13 protein-coding genes are annotated in these 16,543 nt (G+C 61.1%); 8 read left to right on the top strand and 5 right to left on the bottom strand.

Annotated features, from left to right (window positions below; translation table 11 throughout):
* Positions 1–89: 89 nt before the first annotated feature.
* From OIT41_RS13615 to OIT41_RS13625, 3 genes are read right to left on the bottom strand one after another with little or no spacing between them, the layout of a single operon-like run.
* Complete coding sequence (locus tag OIT41_RS13615) at positions 90–1,025, bottom strand: type II secretion system F family protein (RefSeq protein ID WP_241709248.1); 936 nt, start codon at positions 1,023–1,025, stop codon at positions 90–92.
* On the bottom strand, positions 1,022–1,873 hold the full coding sequence (locus OIT41_RS13620) for a type II secretion system F family protein (protein WP_241709247.1): 852 nt from the start codon (positions 1,871–1,873) through the stop codon (positions 1,022–1,024). Before OIT41_RS13620 ends, OIT41_RS13615 begins: the two co-directional genes overlap by 4 nt.
* Complete coding sequence (locus OIT41_RS13625) at positions 1,873–3,096, bottom strand: CpaF family protein (RefSeq protein ID WP_241709245.1); 1,224 nt, start codon at positions 3,094–3,096, stop codon at positions 1,873–1,875. Before OIT41_RS13625 ends, OIT41_RS13620 begins: the two co-directional genes overlap by 1 nt.
* A gap of 192 nt (positions 3,097–3,288) precedes the next feature.
* Between OIT41_RS13625 and OIT41_RS13630 the strand changes: the two genes are divergently transcribed.
* The 6 genes from OIT41_RS13630 to OIT41_RS13655 all read left to right on the top strand — a co-directional run bounded on the left by OIT41_RS13630 (position 3,289) and on the right by OIT41_RS13655 (position 12,218).
* Complete coding sequence (locus OIT41_RS13630; RefSeq protein WP_241709243.1) at positions 3,289–5,193, top strand: S-layer homology domain-containing protein; 1,905 nt, start codon at positions 3,289–3,291, stop codon at positions 5,191–5,193.
* A gap of 690 nt (positions 5,194–5,883) precedes the next feature.
* Complete coding sequence (locus OIT41_RS13635; RefSeq protein WP_241709242.1) at positions 5,884–8,475, top strand: GH25 family lysozyme; 2,592 nt, start codon at positions 5,884–5,886, stop codon at positions 8,473–8,475.
* Between the two features lie 171 nt (positions 8,476–8,646).
* Positions 8,647–9,645, top strand: a complete 999-nt coding sequence (rfbB, locus tag OIT41_RS13640; RefSeq protein WP_078108409.1) for a dTDP-glucose 4,6-dehydratase — start codon at positions 8,647–8,649, stop codon at positions 9,643–9,645.
* A 3-nt stretch (positions 9,646–9,648) separates the two neighbouring features.
* Positions 9,649–11,067 (top strand): sugar nucleotide-binding protein, encoded by a 1,419-nt coding sequence (locus OIT41_RS13645; protein ID WP_241709240.1) that lies wholly within the window; start codon positions 9,649–9,651, stop codon positions 11,065–11,067.
* A 38-nt stretch (positions 11,068–11,105) separates the two neighbouring features.
* Positions 11,106–11,798, top strand: a complete 693-nt coding sequence (locus OIT41_RS13650) for a glycosyltransferase family 2 protein (RefSeq protein ID WP_078108542.1) — start codon at positions 11,106–11,108, stop codon at positions 11,796–11,798.
* Between the two features lie 9 nt (positions 11,799–11,807).
* Complete coding sequence (locus tag OIT41_RS13655) at positions 11,808–12,218, top strand: DUF2304 domain-containing protein (protein ID WP_241709239.1); 411 nt, start codon at positions 11,808–11,810, stop codon at positions 12,216–12,218.
* 55 nt (positions 12,219–12,273) lie between these two features.
* On the opposite strand, the gene OIT41_RS13660 is transcribed toward OIT41_RS13655, so the two are convergent.
* On the bottom strand, positions 12,274–13,155 hold the full coding sequence (locus OIT41_RS13660) for a glycosyltransferase family 2 protein (protein ID WP_078108406.1): 882 nt from the start codon (positions 13,153–13,155) through the stop codon (positions 12,274–12,276).
* Positions 13,156–13,376: 221 nt separating this feature from the next.
* On the opposite strand from OIT41_RS13660, the gene OIT41_RS13665 reads away from it, so the two are divergent.
* Together OIT41_RS13665 and OIT41_RS13670 are read left to right on the top strand one after the other, a co-directional pair.
* Positions 13,377–14,159, top strand: a complete 783-nt coding sequence (locus OIT41_RS13665) for a glycosyltransferase (RefSeq protein ID WP_241709238.1) — start codon at positions 13,377–13,379, stop codon at positions 14,157–14,159.
* Positions 14,160–14,192: 33 nt separating this feature from the next.
* A complete protein-coding gene (locus OIT41_RS13670) occupies positions 14,193–15,128 on the top strand; it encodes a glycosyltransferase (protein ID WP_241709237.1) in 936 nt (311 codons plus the stop codon).
* Between the two features lie 62 nt (positions 15,129–15,190).
* On the opposite strand, the gene OIT41_RS13675 is transcribed toward OIT41_RS13670, so the two are convergent.
* Positions 15,191–16,201, bottom strand: coding sequence for a glycosyltransferase (locus OIT41_RS13675; RefSeq protein WP_241709236.1), 1,011 nt, complete (start codon positions 16,199–16,201; stop codon positions 15,191–15,193).
* Between the last annotated feature and the right edge of the window lie 342 nt (positions 16,202–16,543).

Below are 16,543 nucleotides of genomic sequence, written 5' to 3' on the forward strand. Positions count from 1 at the left end.
CAGGAATCCGTTGTAGATTTCCTTGCGGTTTTGGTATCGGCATTCGAACCTATACTCATGTGATGGAAAGGCTTTGCCGGAGGTCATCGTCAGAAGCCAAGATTCAGCGCGGCCAAGCCGGGATAGACGGCGAAGACCACGGTGAGCGGCAAGACTCCGAAAACCAGCGGCACCATCATCGCGATTTCCTTGCGACCAGCCGTTTCCATCAGCTCCCGCTTGGCTGAATCGCGGACATCCGCAGCTTGGGCCCGCAAGACATCGGCCAATGGAGTACCGCGTTCGACGGCAACGACAATTCCATCCACGAACCGAACCAGCGGGCCGAGGTCGGTTCGTCCCGAAAACCCGTGCAGGGCCTCGACCAAGGGCGTACCTGCCCGCATGGCGCCCAGTACCAAGGAAAACTCCTTCGCCAACTCGCCGCGGGCCGTCCGGCATACTCGATCGAGGGCCCCGCTGGCGCTCTCCCCCGCTCCCACCGCCAGGGCCATCAGTTCGGCAAGGCTGGGGAATTCCGCCAGCATCAGCCTTTCCCTGCGTTTGATCCGCATCCCCAGCATGTAGTCGCGGAAAAGATATCCACCCAGCGCGGAAACCAAGACCGAGACGACGGCAATCCCCGGACTGAACCGTCCCCCCGCCGCACTCATGAGCACTACGACCACCGCCGCGGCAAAGCCCGCCGCCGCCCAAAGCAACTGCTCTGCCCGGAAGTCCAGGGCGGACTTTGCGGAGCCGGCCTTGGCCAGCCTTTTGTTAAGGGACGCGGTGCCGAGGTTGAACTTCGCCAGGTTGCGGAGCGCGTCCTGGAACACAGGCCGCACAATACGCTCCAGCGGGCCGAACGGTGCGACGTCCGGGGCCGACAGCAACCGCGATCCAAGGTTCTGGGACCTGAGCTGCGGCTCGATCCGCTCCGCGAACGGAATGGGGCGCATGAACGGCATGCGAACAAAGATCAGCCAAAGTCCGGCGCCCATGAGAAGTCCGCACAATACGGTTGGTGCAGTCAGCGCCGTCATCGAAGCACCCTTTCATCTTCGGGAAGCGCGCCAATGCGCAGCATGACCCAGTAGCAGAGCGCCGAGACCAGCACTCCGCCTCCAAGCACGCTGACCCCGGCCGCGGAGTTGTAAGCGGCAACAGCCTCCGGCCTGCTAGCCAGCAGCATCAGGACGATCCATGGGGCCGCAACCGCGAGGCGCGCTCCGTTGATGGTCCATGATTGTCGTGCCTCAAGTTCACTGCGGGTCCTCGCGCTCTCACGAAGGAACTCAGCGAGAGTTCCCAGAAGCCGGCCCAGATCGGATCCGCCCACGTCGCGGGTCAGCCTGAGCGCCTCAATGATCCTGTCGGCAACGGGATCTGCCAAGCGCTCCTTGAGTTTGTTCAACGCCGAATCGAAATGGCCACCGGAACGGTAATCCGCACCAAACTCCCGGAAGAGTGCCCGCAGCTCTTCGGGGCCCTTGTCCCCGAGCTGGATAAGCGCCTCCGGCAGCGAAAGTCCCGCGCGGATCGCCGAGCGCAAATGGTCGACCACGTCGGGCCAGAGCTCGCGGAGCATGCCGGTCCGCCTGCGCGCCCGCCATCTCACAACGGCCAGGGGAAGCCACGCACCAAAGAGGCCGAAGCACGCCGCGATCGAAAAGGACGTTGTCACGATGTAGATCACGAGTGTGGTGAAAAGTCCCAATCCGAGGCACGATGCAATGAATCCCCCGCCGCTCACCTTTTCAATCCCGGCCGTGAGCAACAAGGACTCAAGGCGTTTCGGTTTGGGCTCCTTGACGGCGGGAGGGTGTTCCCACGCAGACCACCAGATGAGGAACATCCCCAGTCCGCAGAGAACGCCAAGCAGCGGGGCCATCAGTAATGCTCCAGCAGCGCGGCGACGTCGAAACCTGCCCGGGAAAATTTCTCTGCTGCCGGCATGGAATTCGACGTGGGTTGGAGTCTGCCGTCCTGAATCGCGAACACCTGTGACGACTCAATGATGCCGTTCTCCACGCGCCGACCCAACGAAAGGATCTCGGTGACTTGGCGGCGTCCGTCCGGGTGGCGGCTGCAATGGACCACGAGGTCGATACACGATGCGACGGTCGGCACCACGAACGCGCTCGAGATGTTCCCGCCGGCCAGCAGCGGCAACGTGCAAATCTTGGTCACGGCGTCATGGGCGGAGTTCGCATGGATGGTGCACATGCCGGGAAGGCCCGAATTCAGCGCAATGAGCATGTCCAGGCTTTCCGCTTCCCGGACTTCGCCCACCACGAGGCGATCCGGCCGCATGCGAAGAGCCTCCTTGACGAGCCGGCGTAAGGGAATTTCGCCTTGACCCTCGAGGTTTGGCTGGCGGCACTGGAGGCCGACGACGTCACGCAACGGAAGGTGGAGTTCAAAGATCTCTTCGACAGTGATGACCCGCTCCCGGGAGCCGATATTGGCTGCCAGGCAGTTGAGCATTGTCGTCTTTCCTGCCTGGGTGGCTCCGGAGACGAGAATGTTCAATCCGCTGGCCACCGCAGCTCCCAGGAATCGGGCTGACTCGGGGGTCAATGTCCCGAGCTCCACTAGATGCTCGAGCCGGGTCGCCTTGACCACGAATTTACGGATATTCACGGCCCAATGGCGGCGGGTTATGTCGGGAATGACGACGTGGAGCCTCGAACCGTCGGGGAGGGCTGCGTCAACAAAGGGTGACGAGAGGTCGAGCCTCCTCCCGGAACTCTTAAGCATCCGCTCAACGAGGTCGCGAACCTGCTGCTCGCCGAGGCTGATCGAGGTAAGTTCGGATTCGCCATTCCGGGCAACGTAAACCTCGTTGGGCGCGTTGAGCCAGACCTCTTCTATGGTGGGGTCATCCAGAAGCGGCTGGAGCGGCCCGAAGCCGGCAACGGCGTCGAACACGTACTTGCGGGCGCTGTCCAAGTGTCCCAAAGGAGGCAATGGACCAAGGAGTGCCCGCTCATCGTAGTCATTGACGGCGGCCTCGACGAGCCGGTGCACTTCGACCGCTTGGCTCAAAGGATCCAGTCCGCGGCGACGAATCAGCTCGCGGACTTCATCCTCGACGATGCGCAATGCCTCCATTTTCCCCCCAATGCAGCATGCGCCCAGGCGCTGCGGAAAACCTTCAACAAGGTTAAAAGTAGGGGAGGCTTCAACGCGAGACCAAGTCAAATTGAGTGACTTGTGGATAATTGTCTTATCCGTAAGTCACACCAGAAACACGTGAATCTCTGGTCACTCCCGACGCCCAAATCCCGTGCAAAGAAGGATCTCATGCCGAAAACACCGCGCGGATACTCCCGCGGTCGCTGGTTCAGCCGGCCACGATGGTTAGCCGGCACGGCGGTTCTGATGCTGCCGATCGCGATCGTCGCGCCTGCGCAGGCAGAAGAAAGCTCAACCAGCCTTCTTCCTGGACCGTCAACGGCAACTGCCCCACCCCCTCAGCCCACGCCGGCCGCCCAGTCCATGGCACGGCTGAAGGGACACCGGCATTCAAAGGTATGCGCAGACGCACCCCCGGGCTACGCATCGTGCCATGCGGAGATCGATGATGAAATTGCCGGTCCCCTGGCCGTGGGGCAGCTGGTTCCAGCTGGATACGGACCGGCAGACCTGCAGTCCGCTTATAAGCTGCCTTCACTCACCGCAGGCACCGGCAGAACCGTAGCGGTAGTGGATCCGTACGATGCCCCGACTGCCGAGGCTGATCTTGGTGTCTACCGGACGAAGTACGGGCAGGCGCCGTGTTCCTCAGCCACGGGATGCTTCCGCAAAGTGGACCAGGCAGGCGGAAACTCCCTGCCGGGCGCCGACGCCGGGTGGGCGCAGGAAGCGTCCCTCGATGTCCAGATGGTCTCGGCGGCCTGCCCGAACTGCAACATCCTGCTGGTCGAGGCCACATCCAATTCCCTCACCGATCTGGGTGCAGCGGTCAATACGGCGGTCAACCTTGGTGCCAGTGCTGTGTCGATGAGTTTCGGTGGACCGGAATCCTCCGGGATCACCCGATACGATGCCGAATACTTCAATCACCCCGGGATCCCCCTCGTGGCCAGCTCCGGCGACAACGGTTACACGAACGCCACCGCCCCGCCCACGGTGAACTACCCGGCGTCCTCCCCCAACGTCGTCGCAGCCGGCGGCACTACCCTGAACCTCGACACAAGCAAAGTCCGGGGCTGGACGGAACGCGCGTGGGGAGCCACCGGCTCCGGCGCTGCCGGTCCGGGCAGCGGTTGCTCCGCCTACGAGCCGAAGCCTGCTTGGCAGCACGACACGGGCTGCCCGAACCGCACCGTCGCCGATCTGGCCTCAGTCGCCGACCCGAGCACCGGCGTCGCCGTCTACGACAGCACGCCCAGCAACGGGATGAGCGGGTGGATGGTCTTTGGGGGAACCAGCGCGGCCGCGCCCGTCATCGCAGCCACATACGCCCTCACCGGCCCTCCACCTGCGGGGACCTCCCCTGCCCAACTTGCCTACAGCTCCCCCTGGGCGCTGAATGACGTTGCGAACGGTGCGAACGGCACGTGCACCATCCCTTATCTATGCACCGCCGGCTACGGCTATGACGGACCCACCGGACTCGGCACCGCGCAAGGCCTGACGGCATTCACGGCTTCGAGCCCGCCTTCCTTCACGGACATCCCCGAAAGCTACCCTTTCTACACGGAAGTGACGTGGATGGCCTACAACGGCATCGCCAAGGGCTATCCCGAGGGTACGTTCCAGCCCATCCAGCCCGTCACCCGCGAGGCCATGGCCGCTTTCCTCTACCGCCTGAGGGGAAGCCCCGCCTACGTGCCCCCGGCGATCTCTCCGTTCAAGGACATTGGGCCCCTTTCACCGTTCTACAAAGAAATCACCTGGCTGGCCACCACCGGCATCACGACCGGATACCCCGACGGCACCTATCGCCCCTCGGATCCCGTCAACCGCGACGCCATGGCTGCATTTCTCTACCGACTTGCCGGTAAACCCGCATACACCCAGCCCGGCGTCTCACCGTTCACCGATCTCACCCCAGTCAGCCCGTTCTATCTCGAAATCACGTGGCTGGCCTCCACCGGCATCACGACCGGATATGCCGACGGCACCTTCCAGCCGCTGAACCCCGTCAACCGCGACGCCATGGCGGCGTTCATGTACCGCTACAACGCCAGAATCGGACGTTGAGGACCGCAGTCGGGCACAGCTGGATGCCAGTCCGGTCGCCGTGAACCGTCTGGCTCGGAGTACCCCGCGTTCGGACAGAAACAGGGTGGCGACCGAGCTGGCGTGGTCGTTGGGTAACTGTTCAACCACCAGTCACACCAGCAACACATAAAACTCTGGCCACTCCTGCCCCCGAATGCTATGGTGTCCCGGTTAGGAGCTGGCCCTTATGGTGCACTGCAGAAGCGTTAGTTGCTGGAGCTGCAGTCGCAAGCTATCACCATGTGCCGTCAATTGAGCGGCACCTTGCCGGAATTGAAAATGAATAAAACCAAAGCCGAAACGGCCCGTCGTTCACCCTTGGCCCGCGCAGGCGCGGCGCTATCCTTGGTGCTGCTGATGACCGTCGCTGCCCCCGCACAGTCCGGCGCCTCGGAGCTGGTGCCAACGGCCCCGTCACCGTCGTCTCCGGCTACGACATCAGCGACCAAACCAAGCGCTCCTAATCCGGCAACGCCGTCGGTCCCCGCGCCAGCGCCTTCCCCGGCGCCAAGCGTTCAAGGCTCTGATCCCGCAATTCCCACGCCGCAGGCCTCAGATGCGATCAAGATGCCCGGCGGAAACCCGACGACCGCCGACGCTATGAAGGCCGCAATGCGAAAGGCGATCCCGTCCGGCGGTGCCGAGATGGGTCAACGCTCTCCTCGTGTCATGGCAAACAAGCAGGAAGAGTCGTTGCATGTGGTGGCCGGCTCCCGGGCAGTAGCCGGTGCAATTCCCCTAGCCATTTCCCAGGCGACCGACCCGGGCCATTGGAGTCCGCCGTACGGGATCGCCGGCCAGGACGTTAGCGCGTACCAGGGCAACGTTGACTGGGCGGCGCAGTGGAACCAAGGTTCGCGCTTCGCTTACGTCAAGGCGTCTGAGGGCAACTATTACGTCAATGGGAATTTCTCCCAGCAATACGATGGTTCACGCAGCGTCGGGATGATCCGGGGGGCTTACCACTTTGCCATTCCCAACTGGTCATCCGGCGCAGACCAAGCCAGGTACTTCGTGGCCAACGGTGGTGGATGGTCCGCTGACGGATACACCCTGCCTCCCGTGCTCGACATCGAATACAACCCGTACGAGGGCCAGACCATCAATGGGTTCTATTTCGGTAACACTTGTTATGGAATGTCTGCAGGCCAGATGGCCTCGTGGATTTCCGACTTTGGAAATACCGTCAAGTCGCTCATCGGACGATACCCCGTCATTTACAGCACCACTGACTGGTGGGCCACATGCACAGGAAACTCGGGCAGTTTCGCCAACTATCCGCTGTGGATCGCTTCCTATCCTTCAAGTCCCAGCAGTTCGCCGGGGACGCTTCCGGCCAGTTGGAATCAATTCAGCTTTTGGCAATACAGCAGCACAGGCCCGTTCTCGGGCGACTCAAACATTTGGAACGGCGACTTCGCCTCACTCTCGACTTTCGCGGGGAACTCCGTCCCTCAGGCGGCGTCCGACCAGATCAGTGCGTATCGCAACGGCCACCCGGCCCTGGGGAACCAGACGACGGCGATCACCTGCGGTCTCGTCAACGGCGGCTGCTTCCAAGGATTCCAGGGCGGAACGATCATGTGGTCGCCGGCAACCGGGGCGCTGGCAATCACCCCCGGCCCCATAGCCGATGCCTGGCGGAGTACCGGACTGGAGAGCGGCCGGGCCGGCTACCCCACGAGCGAGCTCATTTGTGGGCTCAAGAACGGTGGCTGTTTCCAAAACTTCCAGGGTGGAAGTTTCCTGTGGTCACCAGCCTCAGGGGCTGCGCTGGTCCAACCGGGAGCAATTCGGGACTACTGGGCGTCGAAAGGCTTTGAAAGCGGGGCGCTCGGCTATCCGACCAGTTCCCTGACATGCGGGCTCAAGAACGGGGGATGTTTCCAGACGTTCCAGGCCGGATCGGTTCTGTCGAGCCCATCCACGCCACCCGTGCTCGTCAAATCCGGACCCATGTTGGATGCCTGGGGAGGAACCGGGTTCGAGAACGGGGTGCTCGGATATCCGGTAGCGGAAGCGACGTGTGACGCTTCCTCGTGCGTGCAGAAATTCCAGGGAGGTGTGGTCGCCTGGACATCAACCTCCGGCGCGTGGCCGATCATCCTGGGAATCGCGGACACGTGGAACACCGCGCGTGCCCAGTCAGTGCCAATCGGATTCCCTCTGGCCAAGGAAGTCTGCGGACTCCGCGCCAGCGGCTGCTACCAATTGTTCCAAGGCGGGGTAATAATGTTCTCCCCGAATACCGGCGCCTTCACGCTCACCGGAAGGCTCTTGGATTATTGGCAAAAGTCCGGTTTCGAGAACGGATCCCTCGGATATCCGACCTCGTCCGCAAATTGCGGACTCACAGACTCCGGATGCATCCAGTCCTTCGAAAAGGGATCCGTGGTCTATTCGAACTCGACACCCATCCAATCGGTAGCCGCGGGCGCAATGCTGGACGCGTGGAAGCTCTCAGGCATGGAGACAGGTTCACTCGGCTATCCGGTCTCTGCTCAAATCTGCGGCCTTAAGGATGGCGGCTGCTTCCAGATGTTCGCCAAGGGCGCTTTGATGTACTCGCCGGCTACCGGTGCGCAGCCAAGCATCAACGGTCCGATCCGCGACCTGTGGCAACAAGGAGGCTTCGAGAGCGGGCGTCTCGGTTACCCGGCCTCCGGCGTCGTTTGTGGCCTCCGGAACAGTGGCTGCTTCCAGAATTACCAAGGCGGCACCATCATGTTGTCTGCCGGGACAAGTGCCAACGCTCTCTTGATGGGTCCGATTCGGGACGCCTGGGTCAAATCGGGCTTCGAAGGAGGGACCCTCGGGTACCCCACGAGCGCGCAGATCTGTGGACTCCGCAACGGGGGCTGCTTCCAGAACTTCGAAAAGGGAACCGTCATGTGGTCCCAGGCCACGGGCGCCCAGCCTATGACCTCCGACCCGATCCGTGCACGGTGGGGGCAGTCAGGCTTCGAATCAGGGAGCCTCGGTTATCCGACGAGCGCCACGATTTGCGGACTGCGCAATGGCGGTTGCTTCGAAAACTTCGAGAACGGGACCATCATGTGGTCCCCGACGAGCGGTGCGCAAGCCATGGTGCCCGGACCGATCCAACAAGCTTGGGCCGGTCAGGGCTTTGAAGGCGGCCGCGCTGGTTATCCGACGACGAGTCAGACCTGCAGCCCCGATGGGACGAGCTGCACCCAGTCGTTCCAAGGCGCAACAATTACCTGGAGCTCTGCAAGCGGGGTCAAGATTCTCACCCCGTAGCTGCAGCAAGTGCCCGAAGGCGGGGACCCATCGCTGGGTCCCCGCCTTCGGGGTAGGTGGAGGGTTTTTCGCTCTCGCCGTGAACCGGCGTCGTTGACAGGATCAATGCGACGCTCGTCCGCGGCCATTGCGGAACAGATAACTGGCGTAAATCCGGTAACGTATGGAACTATGCAGCGACTCCTCGTAACCGGCGGCGCCGGCTTCATCGGCTCAAATTTCGTCCACTTCGTCATAGCTAACACGGACCACCACGTCACAGTGCTGGACAAGCTCACCTATGCCGGGAACCTGGAGTCGATCAAGCACCTACCGAGCGAGCGGCTCACGTTCGTCCAGGGGGACATTGCGGACCCTTCCGTCGTCGAGCCCCTCGTGGCCGCGGCCGACGTCGTGGTCCACTACGCCGCAGAGTCGCACAATGACAACTCGCTGCATGACCCGCGTCCCTTCCTGGACACCAATATCATCGGCACCTACACGCTCATCGAAGCCGCCCGGAAGCATGACAAGCGCTTCCACCACATCTCCACCGACGAGGTCTACGGCGATCTTGAGCTCGATGACCCGGAACGGTTCACCGAGAACACTCCGTACAATCCCTCCAGCCCCTACTCCTCGACGAAGGCCGGTTCAGACCTGCTGGTGCGGGCATGGGTGCGCTCCTTCGGATTGCAGGCCACCATCAGCAACTGCTCAAACAACTACGGCCCGTACCAACACGTGGAAAAGTTCATCCCGCGCCAGATCACCAATGTGATCGACGGGATCCGCCCAAAGCTCTATGGCAAGGGCGAGAACGTCCGCGACTGGATCCACGCGAACGACCACTCTTCCGCCGTTCTGGCAATCATCGAGAAGGGCAGGATCGGGGAAACCTATCTCATCGGCGCGGACGGCGAGAAGAACAACAAGGATGTCGTGGAGCTCATCCTGGCGCACATGGGCCAGGACAACGATGCCTACGACCACGTGGTGGACCGCCCAGGCCACGACCTCCGTTACGCGATCGACTCCACGAAACTGCGCACGGAGCTGGACTGGAAGCCCGAGTTCTCCAACTTCGAGGCCGGCATCGAAGACACCATCAAGTGGTACCGCGACAACGAAGCATGGTGGCGTCCCCAGAAAGCCGAAACCGAGGCCAAGTACAAGGAACAGGGCCAATAGACGATGTCGATTGAGTTTTCCAAGCAGCTGAGTGCCCGCGAAACGCCTATTCCCGGCGTCGTCCTTTACGAACTTCCCGTCCACGGCGACAACCGCGGCTGGTTCAAGGAGAACTGGCAGCGCGAGAAGATGGTGGCCCTCGGGCTTCCGGACTTCAAGCCGGTACAGAACAACATCTCTTTCAACGAGAAAGCCGGCACCACGCGCGGCATCCACGCCGAACCTTGGGACAAATTCATCTCTGTGGCCACCGGCAGGATCTTCGGCGCGTGGGTGGACTTGCGTGAAGGTCCGTCCTTCGGTGCGGTATTCACCGCCGAGCTGGACCCTAGTCAGGCAATTTTCATCCCGAGGGGTGTGGGCAACGCTTTCCAGACCCTGGAAGACAATACCGCTTACACCTATCTGGTCAACGACCACTGGAGCGCCGATGCGCAGGGCCAGTACACCTTCCTGAACCTGGCTGACGAGACAGCGGCGATCGACTGGCCCATTCCACTCGAGCGGGCCGAGCTCTCGGACAAAGACAAAGCACATCCGCGTCTCGCGGATGTGCGGCCGATGGGCCCGAAGAAGACGCTGGTTCTGGGTGCCAACGGCCAGCTGGGCAAAGCCCTTCGGGAACTGTACGACGGCGACGCCTCCGTTGAATTTGCCGGCCGCGCTGAGTTCGACCTCACGTCAGAGGATGCGATTGCGCAAAAGAACTGGAAGAACTATTCCGCTGTCATCAACGCGGCCGCTTATACCGCCGTCGACGCCGCGGAAACCGCTGAAGGCCGCCAGGCCGCCTGGGAGTCGAATGTCACTGCCGTCGCTCGTCTGGCCCGGACCGCCGTCGAGCACGACCTGACCCTGGTGCATGTCTCCTCCGACTATGTGTTCGACGGCGCTGCTGACACCCACGGCGAAGACGAACCGGTCTCGCCGCTGGGCGTATACGGGCAGACGAAGGCCGCCGGGGACGCCGTTGTCAGCGTTGTTCCCAGGCACTACATCGTGCGCACGAGCTGGGTCATTGGCGAGGGTAACAATTTCGTCCGCACCATGGCTTCCCTCGCTGCGCGTGGAATTGAACCTTCCGTCGTCAACGACCAGATCGGACGTTTGACCTTCACCGAGGATATCGCCGCGGGAATCAAGCACTTGCTGGACTCCAAGGCCAGCTACGGCACGTACAACCTCAGCAACGCCGGTGAGCCGCAGTCCTGGGCGGACATCGCCGCCGACGTCTACGAGCTCAGCGGTGCGGCACGGGATTCCGTCACGGGCGTCACCACCGAAGAGTACTTCCGCGGCAAAGCGGCCGCACCCCGCCCACTCAAAAGTGTCCTTGACCTGAGCAAGATCCGGGCAGCGGGATTCGAGCCGGGCTCGTCTGACGATCGGCTCACGTCGTACGTCCGGAACAGGTTGGTCTAGCCGTGGGCGCTGTTCGCCGCCACGATGTTCTGGTCATCATGCCAGCGTGGAATGAGTCCGAGGCCATCGGCAGCACGATCCGCGAGGTCTTCGCTTTCGGGCCGCCGTGCGACGTCCTGGTTGTCGACGACGGTTCGCGCGACAACACTGCAGCGGTGGCACAGGGCGCCGGCGCCACGGTCCTGCAACTCCCCTTCAATATGGGCGTCGGTGGAGCGATGCGCACTGGTTTCAAATACGCCAAGTCGCACGGTTACACCCAGGTGATTCAGGTCGATGCTGATGGCCAGCACGACCCACGGGATATCAAAGTCGTCTTGGAGGGGCTCCGGGAGGCGGACATTGCAATCGGTGCCCGGTTCGCCGATAAAGGGACCTACTCGGTCAGGGGTCCACGCAAATGGGCCATGATCGTCTTGGCCTGGACCCTGTCCAAGGTTGCCGGAACGAAGCTTACCGACGTGACCTCCGGCTTCCGCGCTGCCAATGCCAAGGCCATCCGGCAGTACGTCGATCACTACCCCGCTGAATACCTCGGCGACACCATCGATTCGCTGGTCGTGGCCATCCGCTCGGGATGCACAGTACGCCAAGTTGGTGTTTCCATGCGTGAACGCCAAGGCGGAGAACCGAGCCACGACGCCGTGAAGGCGGCACTTTACCTTGGACGTTCGGGGCTCGCCCTGATCTTTGCGCTGACCCGCAAAAAATCCATTCCTTCAACCAACTAGGACATCCACATGGCACTCCTCATGGGCGCGATCGTCGTGGTGGCGATCCTTATTTACGTGTTCGAGATGCTGCGGCGCCAAAAACTGCGGGAGAAGTACGCCGTCCTCTGGATCATCGTCGGCATCGGAACGCTGGTACTTTCGGCCTTCCCGCAATTGCTGTCAGGGGCAAGCAAGCTGTTGGGCATCCAGATCCCGGCGAATCTGCTCTTCATCATGACGCTGATTCTGCTCGTCGGTGTTTGCCTTCACTTGTCACGTGAACAATCCACAGCTGAAGACGAAGTGCGGATCCTGGCCGAGGAACTCGCAATCTTGCGGGCGGAATTCAAGGCGATCCAGGCTAAGCAGACGGCTTCTGGAGACCCGGAGACACTCGACAATAAGGTTGAAACTCCCCCGGACTCTCAGAACAATTGATGGAAACAGAAGAGGGCGCCTCCTGGGAGGCGCCCTCTTCTGTTTCCATCGTCCGCTAGCCGACGATGTGCTTGGCCAGCCGGGGAAGGGAGTCGAACTTTCCCTTACCGACTGACTTCAGGATCAGTGTGGCTGCATTCAGTCGCGATGTTGTGTGGAAGCTCGCCGCACGGGCAGCCTTCTTCCAACCGAGAGCCGCGAAGCGCTCAGCCTGGCTCTCAAAAAAGTGCCGCTCTTCATCGAAGCGCCGGCCGTCGAGCGCGCGCACCGAAGAATCCGAAGCCGAATGGCGCCTGTAAAGAAACGCGAGTACTGGATCGATGACCATGGAGCCATGCTCTGCTGCGATGTCCAGCAGCAGCGCAAGATCCTGGACAACGTCCAAGCCCTCGGTGAAGCCGATGCGTGTGACTGTTTCCGACTTCCAGGCCAAGGAAGGGAAATAGGCCCAATCGGCACGGACCAGGCTCGTGGCCATGGCCTCGCCCTTGAGCTCGATCCGCTCGCTCGTTTTCGGTGCGTACACTTTCTTCACTGCGTCAACGAGAGGCGTGCAGGCAATGCCCTTCTCGTCTATGACCTGCACTCCGGGCTGAACGACGTCGGCCTTCGGATACTCCTCGAAAGCGCTCACAACGACGCCGAGATAGTTCGGCAACATGATGTCGTCGGCACCCATGATCACCACATAAGGGGCCTCAACGAGCCCCAGGGCCTTACGGTAGTTTCCGTTGGCGCCGAGGTTTTCCTCGTTGCGCATATAGGTGACCCTGGAGTCGGTGATCTCCGAGAACCAGCGCCGGGGTTCCGGGTCCGGGTAGCCATCGTCGATAACGATCAGCCTCCAGTCCTGGTACTGCTGGTTCAAGACACTCTGGGCCGCCAGTTTCATCTGGTCGACGTCCCCGTAGTAGGGCAACATAACGTCAACGGTCATGGACCTGTTGTTCCTTCCGGTGGGTTCAGCCAGTTTCGGGCGAGGCGTTGAGGGCAAATTACATGCGGTTCGAGAAACCTCTGGCTGTATTCCCTCGATTATATAGGTGCCCAATGGTCGGGACCTGCGGCAGTTGCATCGCTTGGTAGGATGATGGAAGTTTGGCCAAGCCCCCGCTCTGCTCATATCTTCTTGCGGGAAAGAGAAAGTGACTCCCGTTCATGTATGCCTCATCCGGAGCCGTTCCTCGCGTCAGCGTGTGCATGGCCGCCTACAACGGGTCGCGACACATCGCGGAGCAAATCGACTCCATATTGTCCGAACTAGCCCCGGACGACGAACTCATTGTGGTTGATGACTGTTCCACCGACGGAACAGCCCAATTGGTGGCTGATATCGAGGACTCCCGCATCCGGCTGATTCGCGCCGAATCGAACGCCGGCTACGTCAAGACATTTGAGCGGGCGTTGTCAGAGGCCCGCGGAGAGTACGTTTTCCTCTCGGACCAGGATGACATTTGGATTCCAGGACGAGTCGGGATCATGATTGGCGCTCTGCAAAGCAAGGGCATGGTTGTGAGCAACTGCCAGCACATCGAAGGAGATCTGGGCCGTTTCCACGAGATCCGTCTCCGGGCCCGGGATTCAGGTCACACTTTCCGGAACATCCTCGGGGTTGTGGTGGGCTATCGCCTTCACTGGGGATGTGCGATGGCCTTTCGTCGTTCCATGCTCGAACAGGTCCTTCCGTTCCCGAGCCACATGACTGAATCGCACGATCAGTGGATCGCCCTCGTCGGTATCGTCAACCGCTCCATTCTGTACCTGGAAACGGATACCATCCTTCATCGGCTGCACGGAGGTAACCTCACTCCTACCGGGATCCGAAGCTTCCGCAAAATCTTGGGTGCGCGCGTGGCTTTTCTGCGCAATGTGCTCACGGCAACCAAGCGGGCGTCCAGCACCCGTCGTGCGCCAGTGTCGGCAACAGTCGCCCGGCCGTAACCACCGTCTACTCCGATTGGCGCACAGCTCCAAATGAACATTACCGACAGGATCCCGGCCGTCGTTGCCGTTGTATCTGCGTTCAACCCATCCATTGCCCTGATCGACAGGGTCAGGAACCACTCCAAGCACGTAACCCGGGTCGTCGTCGTAGACGACGGTTCCACTTTCGGCAACCGTGAAATCTGGCAGGAACTCCGGGATGCCGGGGCGCTAGTTCTGCACCATGATGAAAACCGAGGGATCGCCGCCGCCCTGAATACCGGTGTATCCGCCGGACTCGCAATCGATCCGAATGCATGGATATTGACCTTGGACCAAGATTCCGACCTCACCGACGGCTATGTTGAGAACGCGCTCTCAACCTACGCCTTGCTGGCGGAACAGGGTGTCAACGTTGGATTGGTTGCGCCTGGCAAGCACAACGGTTTCCCCGTCAAACTCCTCAGGAGTGAAGGCGACTTCGTCGAAGCATTTGATCCGATGCAGTCCGGCTGCCTCATCCCTGCGGCCGTCTTCCGCATGGCAGGCGACTTGGACGAAGACTTGTTCATCGACGGGGTGGATACAGATTTCAATGCCCGACTGCGCAGATTGGGATACCGTCTTCCGGCCGATCCTGGATGCAATCTCGTCCACGAGCTGGGACACCCTCGTGAAGTGACGATTCTCAAACGAAGGATCCATTTCCGCGGTCGCCCCTTGGCCCTGACTTACCACACACCTCTGCGGGTCTACTACATCACCAGAAATTCACTCGTCATTGCCCGACGCTACTGGCGAGACAACCCGGGCTGGATGTTCCAACGGCTTTGGATGGAAGTCGAGAGCAACTTGGTACGGCTTGCATTCGGCCCGGACCGTCGCGCCTACGCCATTTCGTGGCGCCGTGGAATTCGAGACGCATTCAAAGGCCATCTGGGCAAGGCTGATGCTGCCATCGCGAGCAGCCTAAGCCCCCGGCGGTAGCAGGCACGACGAAATATCGCGCATTTCCGGCTGATCGTCTGCGACTAAAGCTCGACTGGCGCTCAAGACTCGGCTGCAGTCAACCGCCGGGTTGCCTGCCGCCTGCCAAAGAGCCCTATCAAGTGTGTGAGGGCCGGTCCCAGATCGGTTCGTGAACCAATGACGCCACGCCACAACAGCGCGACAATCCGAAAGCCTGCCCAAGGGCCGTTGAACGTCTTCGAGGCAGCCTCGAGACTATGGGTGCGCTCGGGCATCCGCTTTTCGAGCGTCCCCAGCATGAGCGCCTTCCACCCGAAGGTCATATTGGCCACCATGACCGCCACCGAGGGTACCGAAGCGGAATTCTCGAATCTAAGGGCAAGTTCTCTCGCACGACGCAGGGATCTCAGCGGGTTGAACGACTCTGTGGCCTCACCAATCACGTTGGCTGCGTGCTGGACGTAGTCCTGCACAATGTCGTCAACGATCACATAGTCATCCAAGGCGGCGGCGGCAACACCGATCCAATGATCATGATTCTGGGTCAGGGTCGAGAGGCGTGGGAAAGGAAGAATCACCTCAAGCAGATCGCGCCGAAAGACGCACAATCCGCCGGTCACTTGGTTTTGAACCAAAAGGTCACAAATATCGGTCCGCCGCCGCATCGTCGACTCAGCGACCACTCGACCCGAATCGGTCACCACTCTTGCCTGACCTGTCACCAAAACGGCGCTCTCCAGGTGCGGCAGAAGACGTTCAAGTTTCTCTGGATACCAATAGTCATCCTGGTCGGACAGCGCGACCCAGTCCGCGGAAGGCGGGACCAAGGTCAGGCCACGTTCAAAATTTCCGTAGAACCCCAGCCGATCACCAAAGCCAGCAACGCGAAACCGATCATCACCGGGCAAAATCGAACGAACCAGCCTCGACACTCCCTCGGGATCGCCGTCTGCCGTGATGACGCATTCAAAGTTCGCATGTGTCTGCTTGCTAATCGACAACAGCTGACGCTCGAACAGCGCGGGATCCGGTTTGTACGCCGCGAGGACGATTGTTCCGAAGGACGGCAGCGCTTGGGGTTTGTCGTTCACCCAGTGATGATAGCAGCCGGGCGACCCCCCTAGACTTAGGAGGTTGGATCGTCCGGAGAGTGTACGGGGATTCGAATTACCGATGTCGAGGAGGTTTCGAGGCTGGCTGGCCACGGCGAGCAGCCCCGATAGTAATGAGAACAGTCCTAACACGTCTGGCGGGCTTCGCTGGCTTTCCTCTTCTGTCTGCCGTTGTGCCGATATTCGTCATGCCCATCATTGCCCGCATTGCTGGACCGCTAGGGTGGTCCAGCATTGGCAGCGGACTGGCAATCGGTATTTTCGCTTCAACCGTCATCCTCTTCGGGTGGAACATCGAAGGCCCCGTCCGGATCGCCAGGT

This window comes from Arthrobacter sp. YA7-1, from assembly GCF_025960325.1.
Taxonomy (GTDB): domain Bacteria; phylum Actinomycetota; class Actinomycetes; order Actinomycetales; family Micrococcaceae; genus Arthrobacter; species Arthrobacter bambusae_A.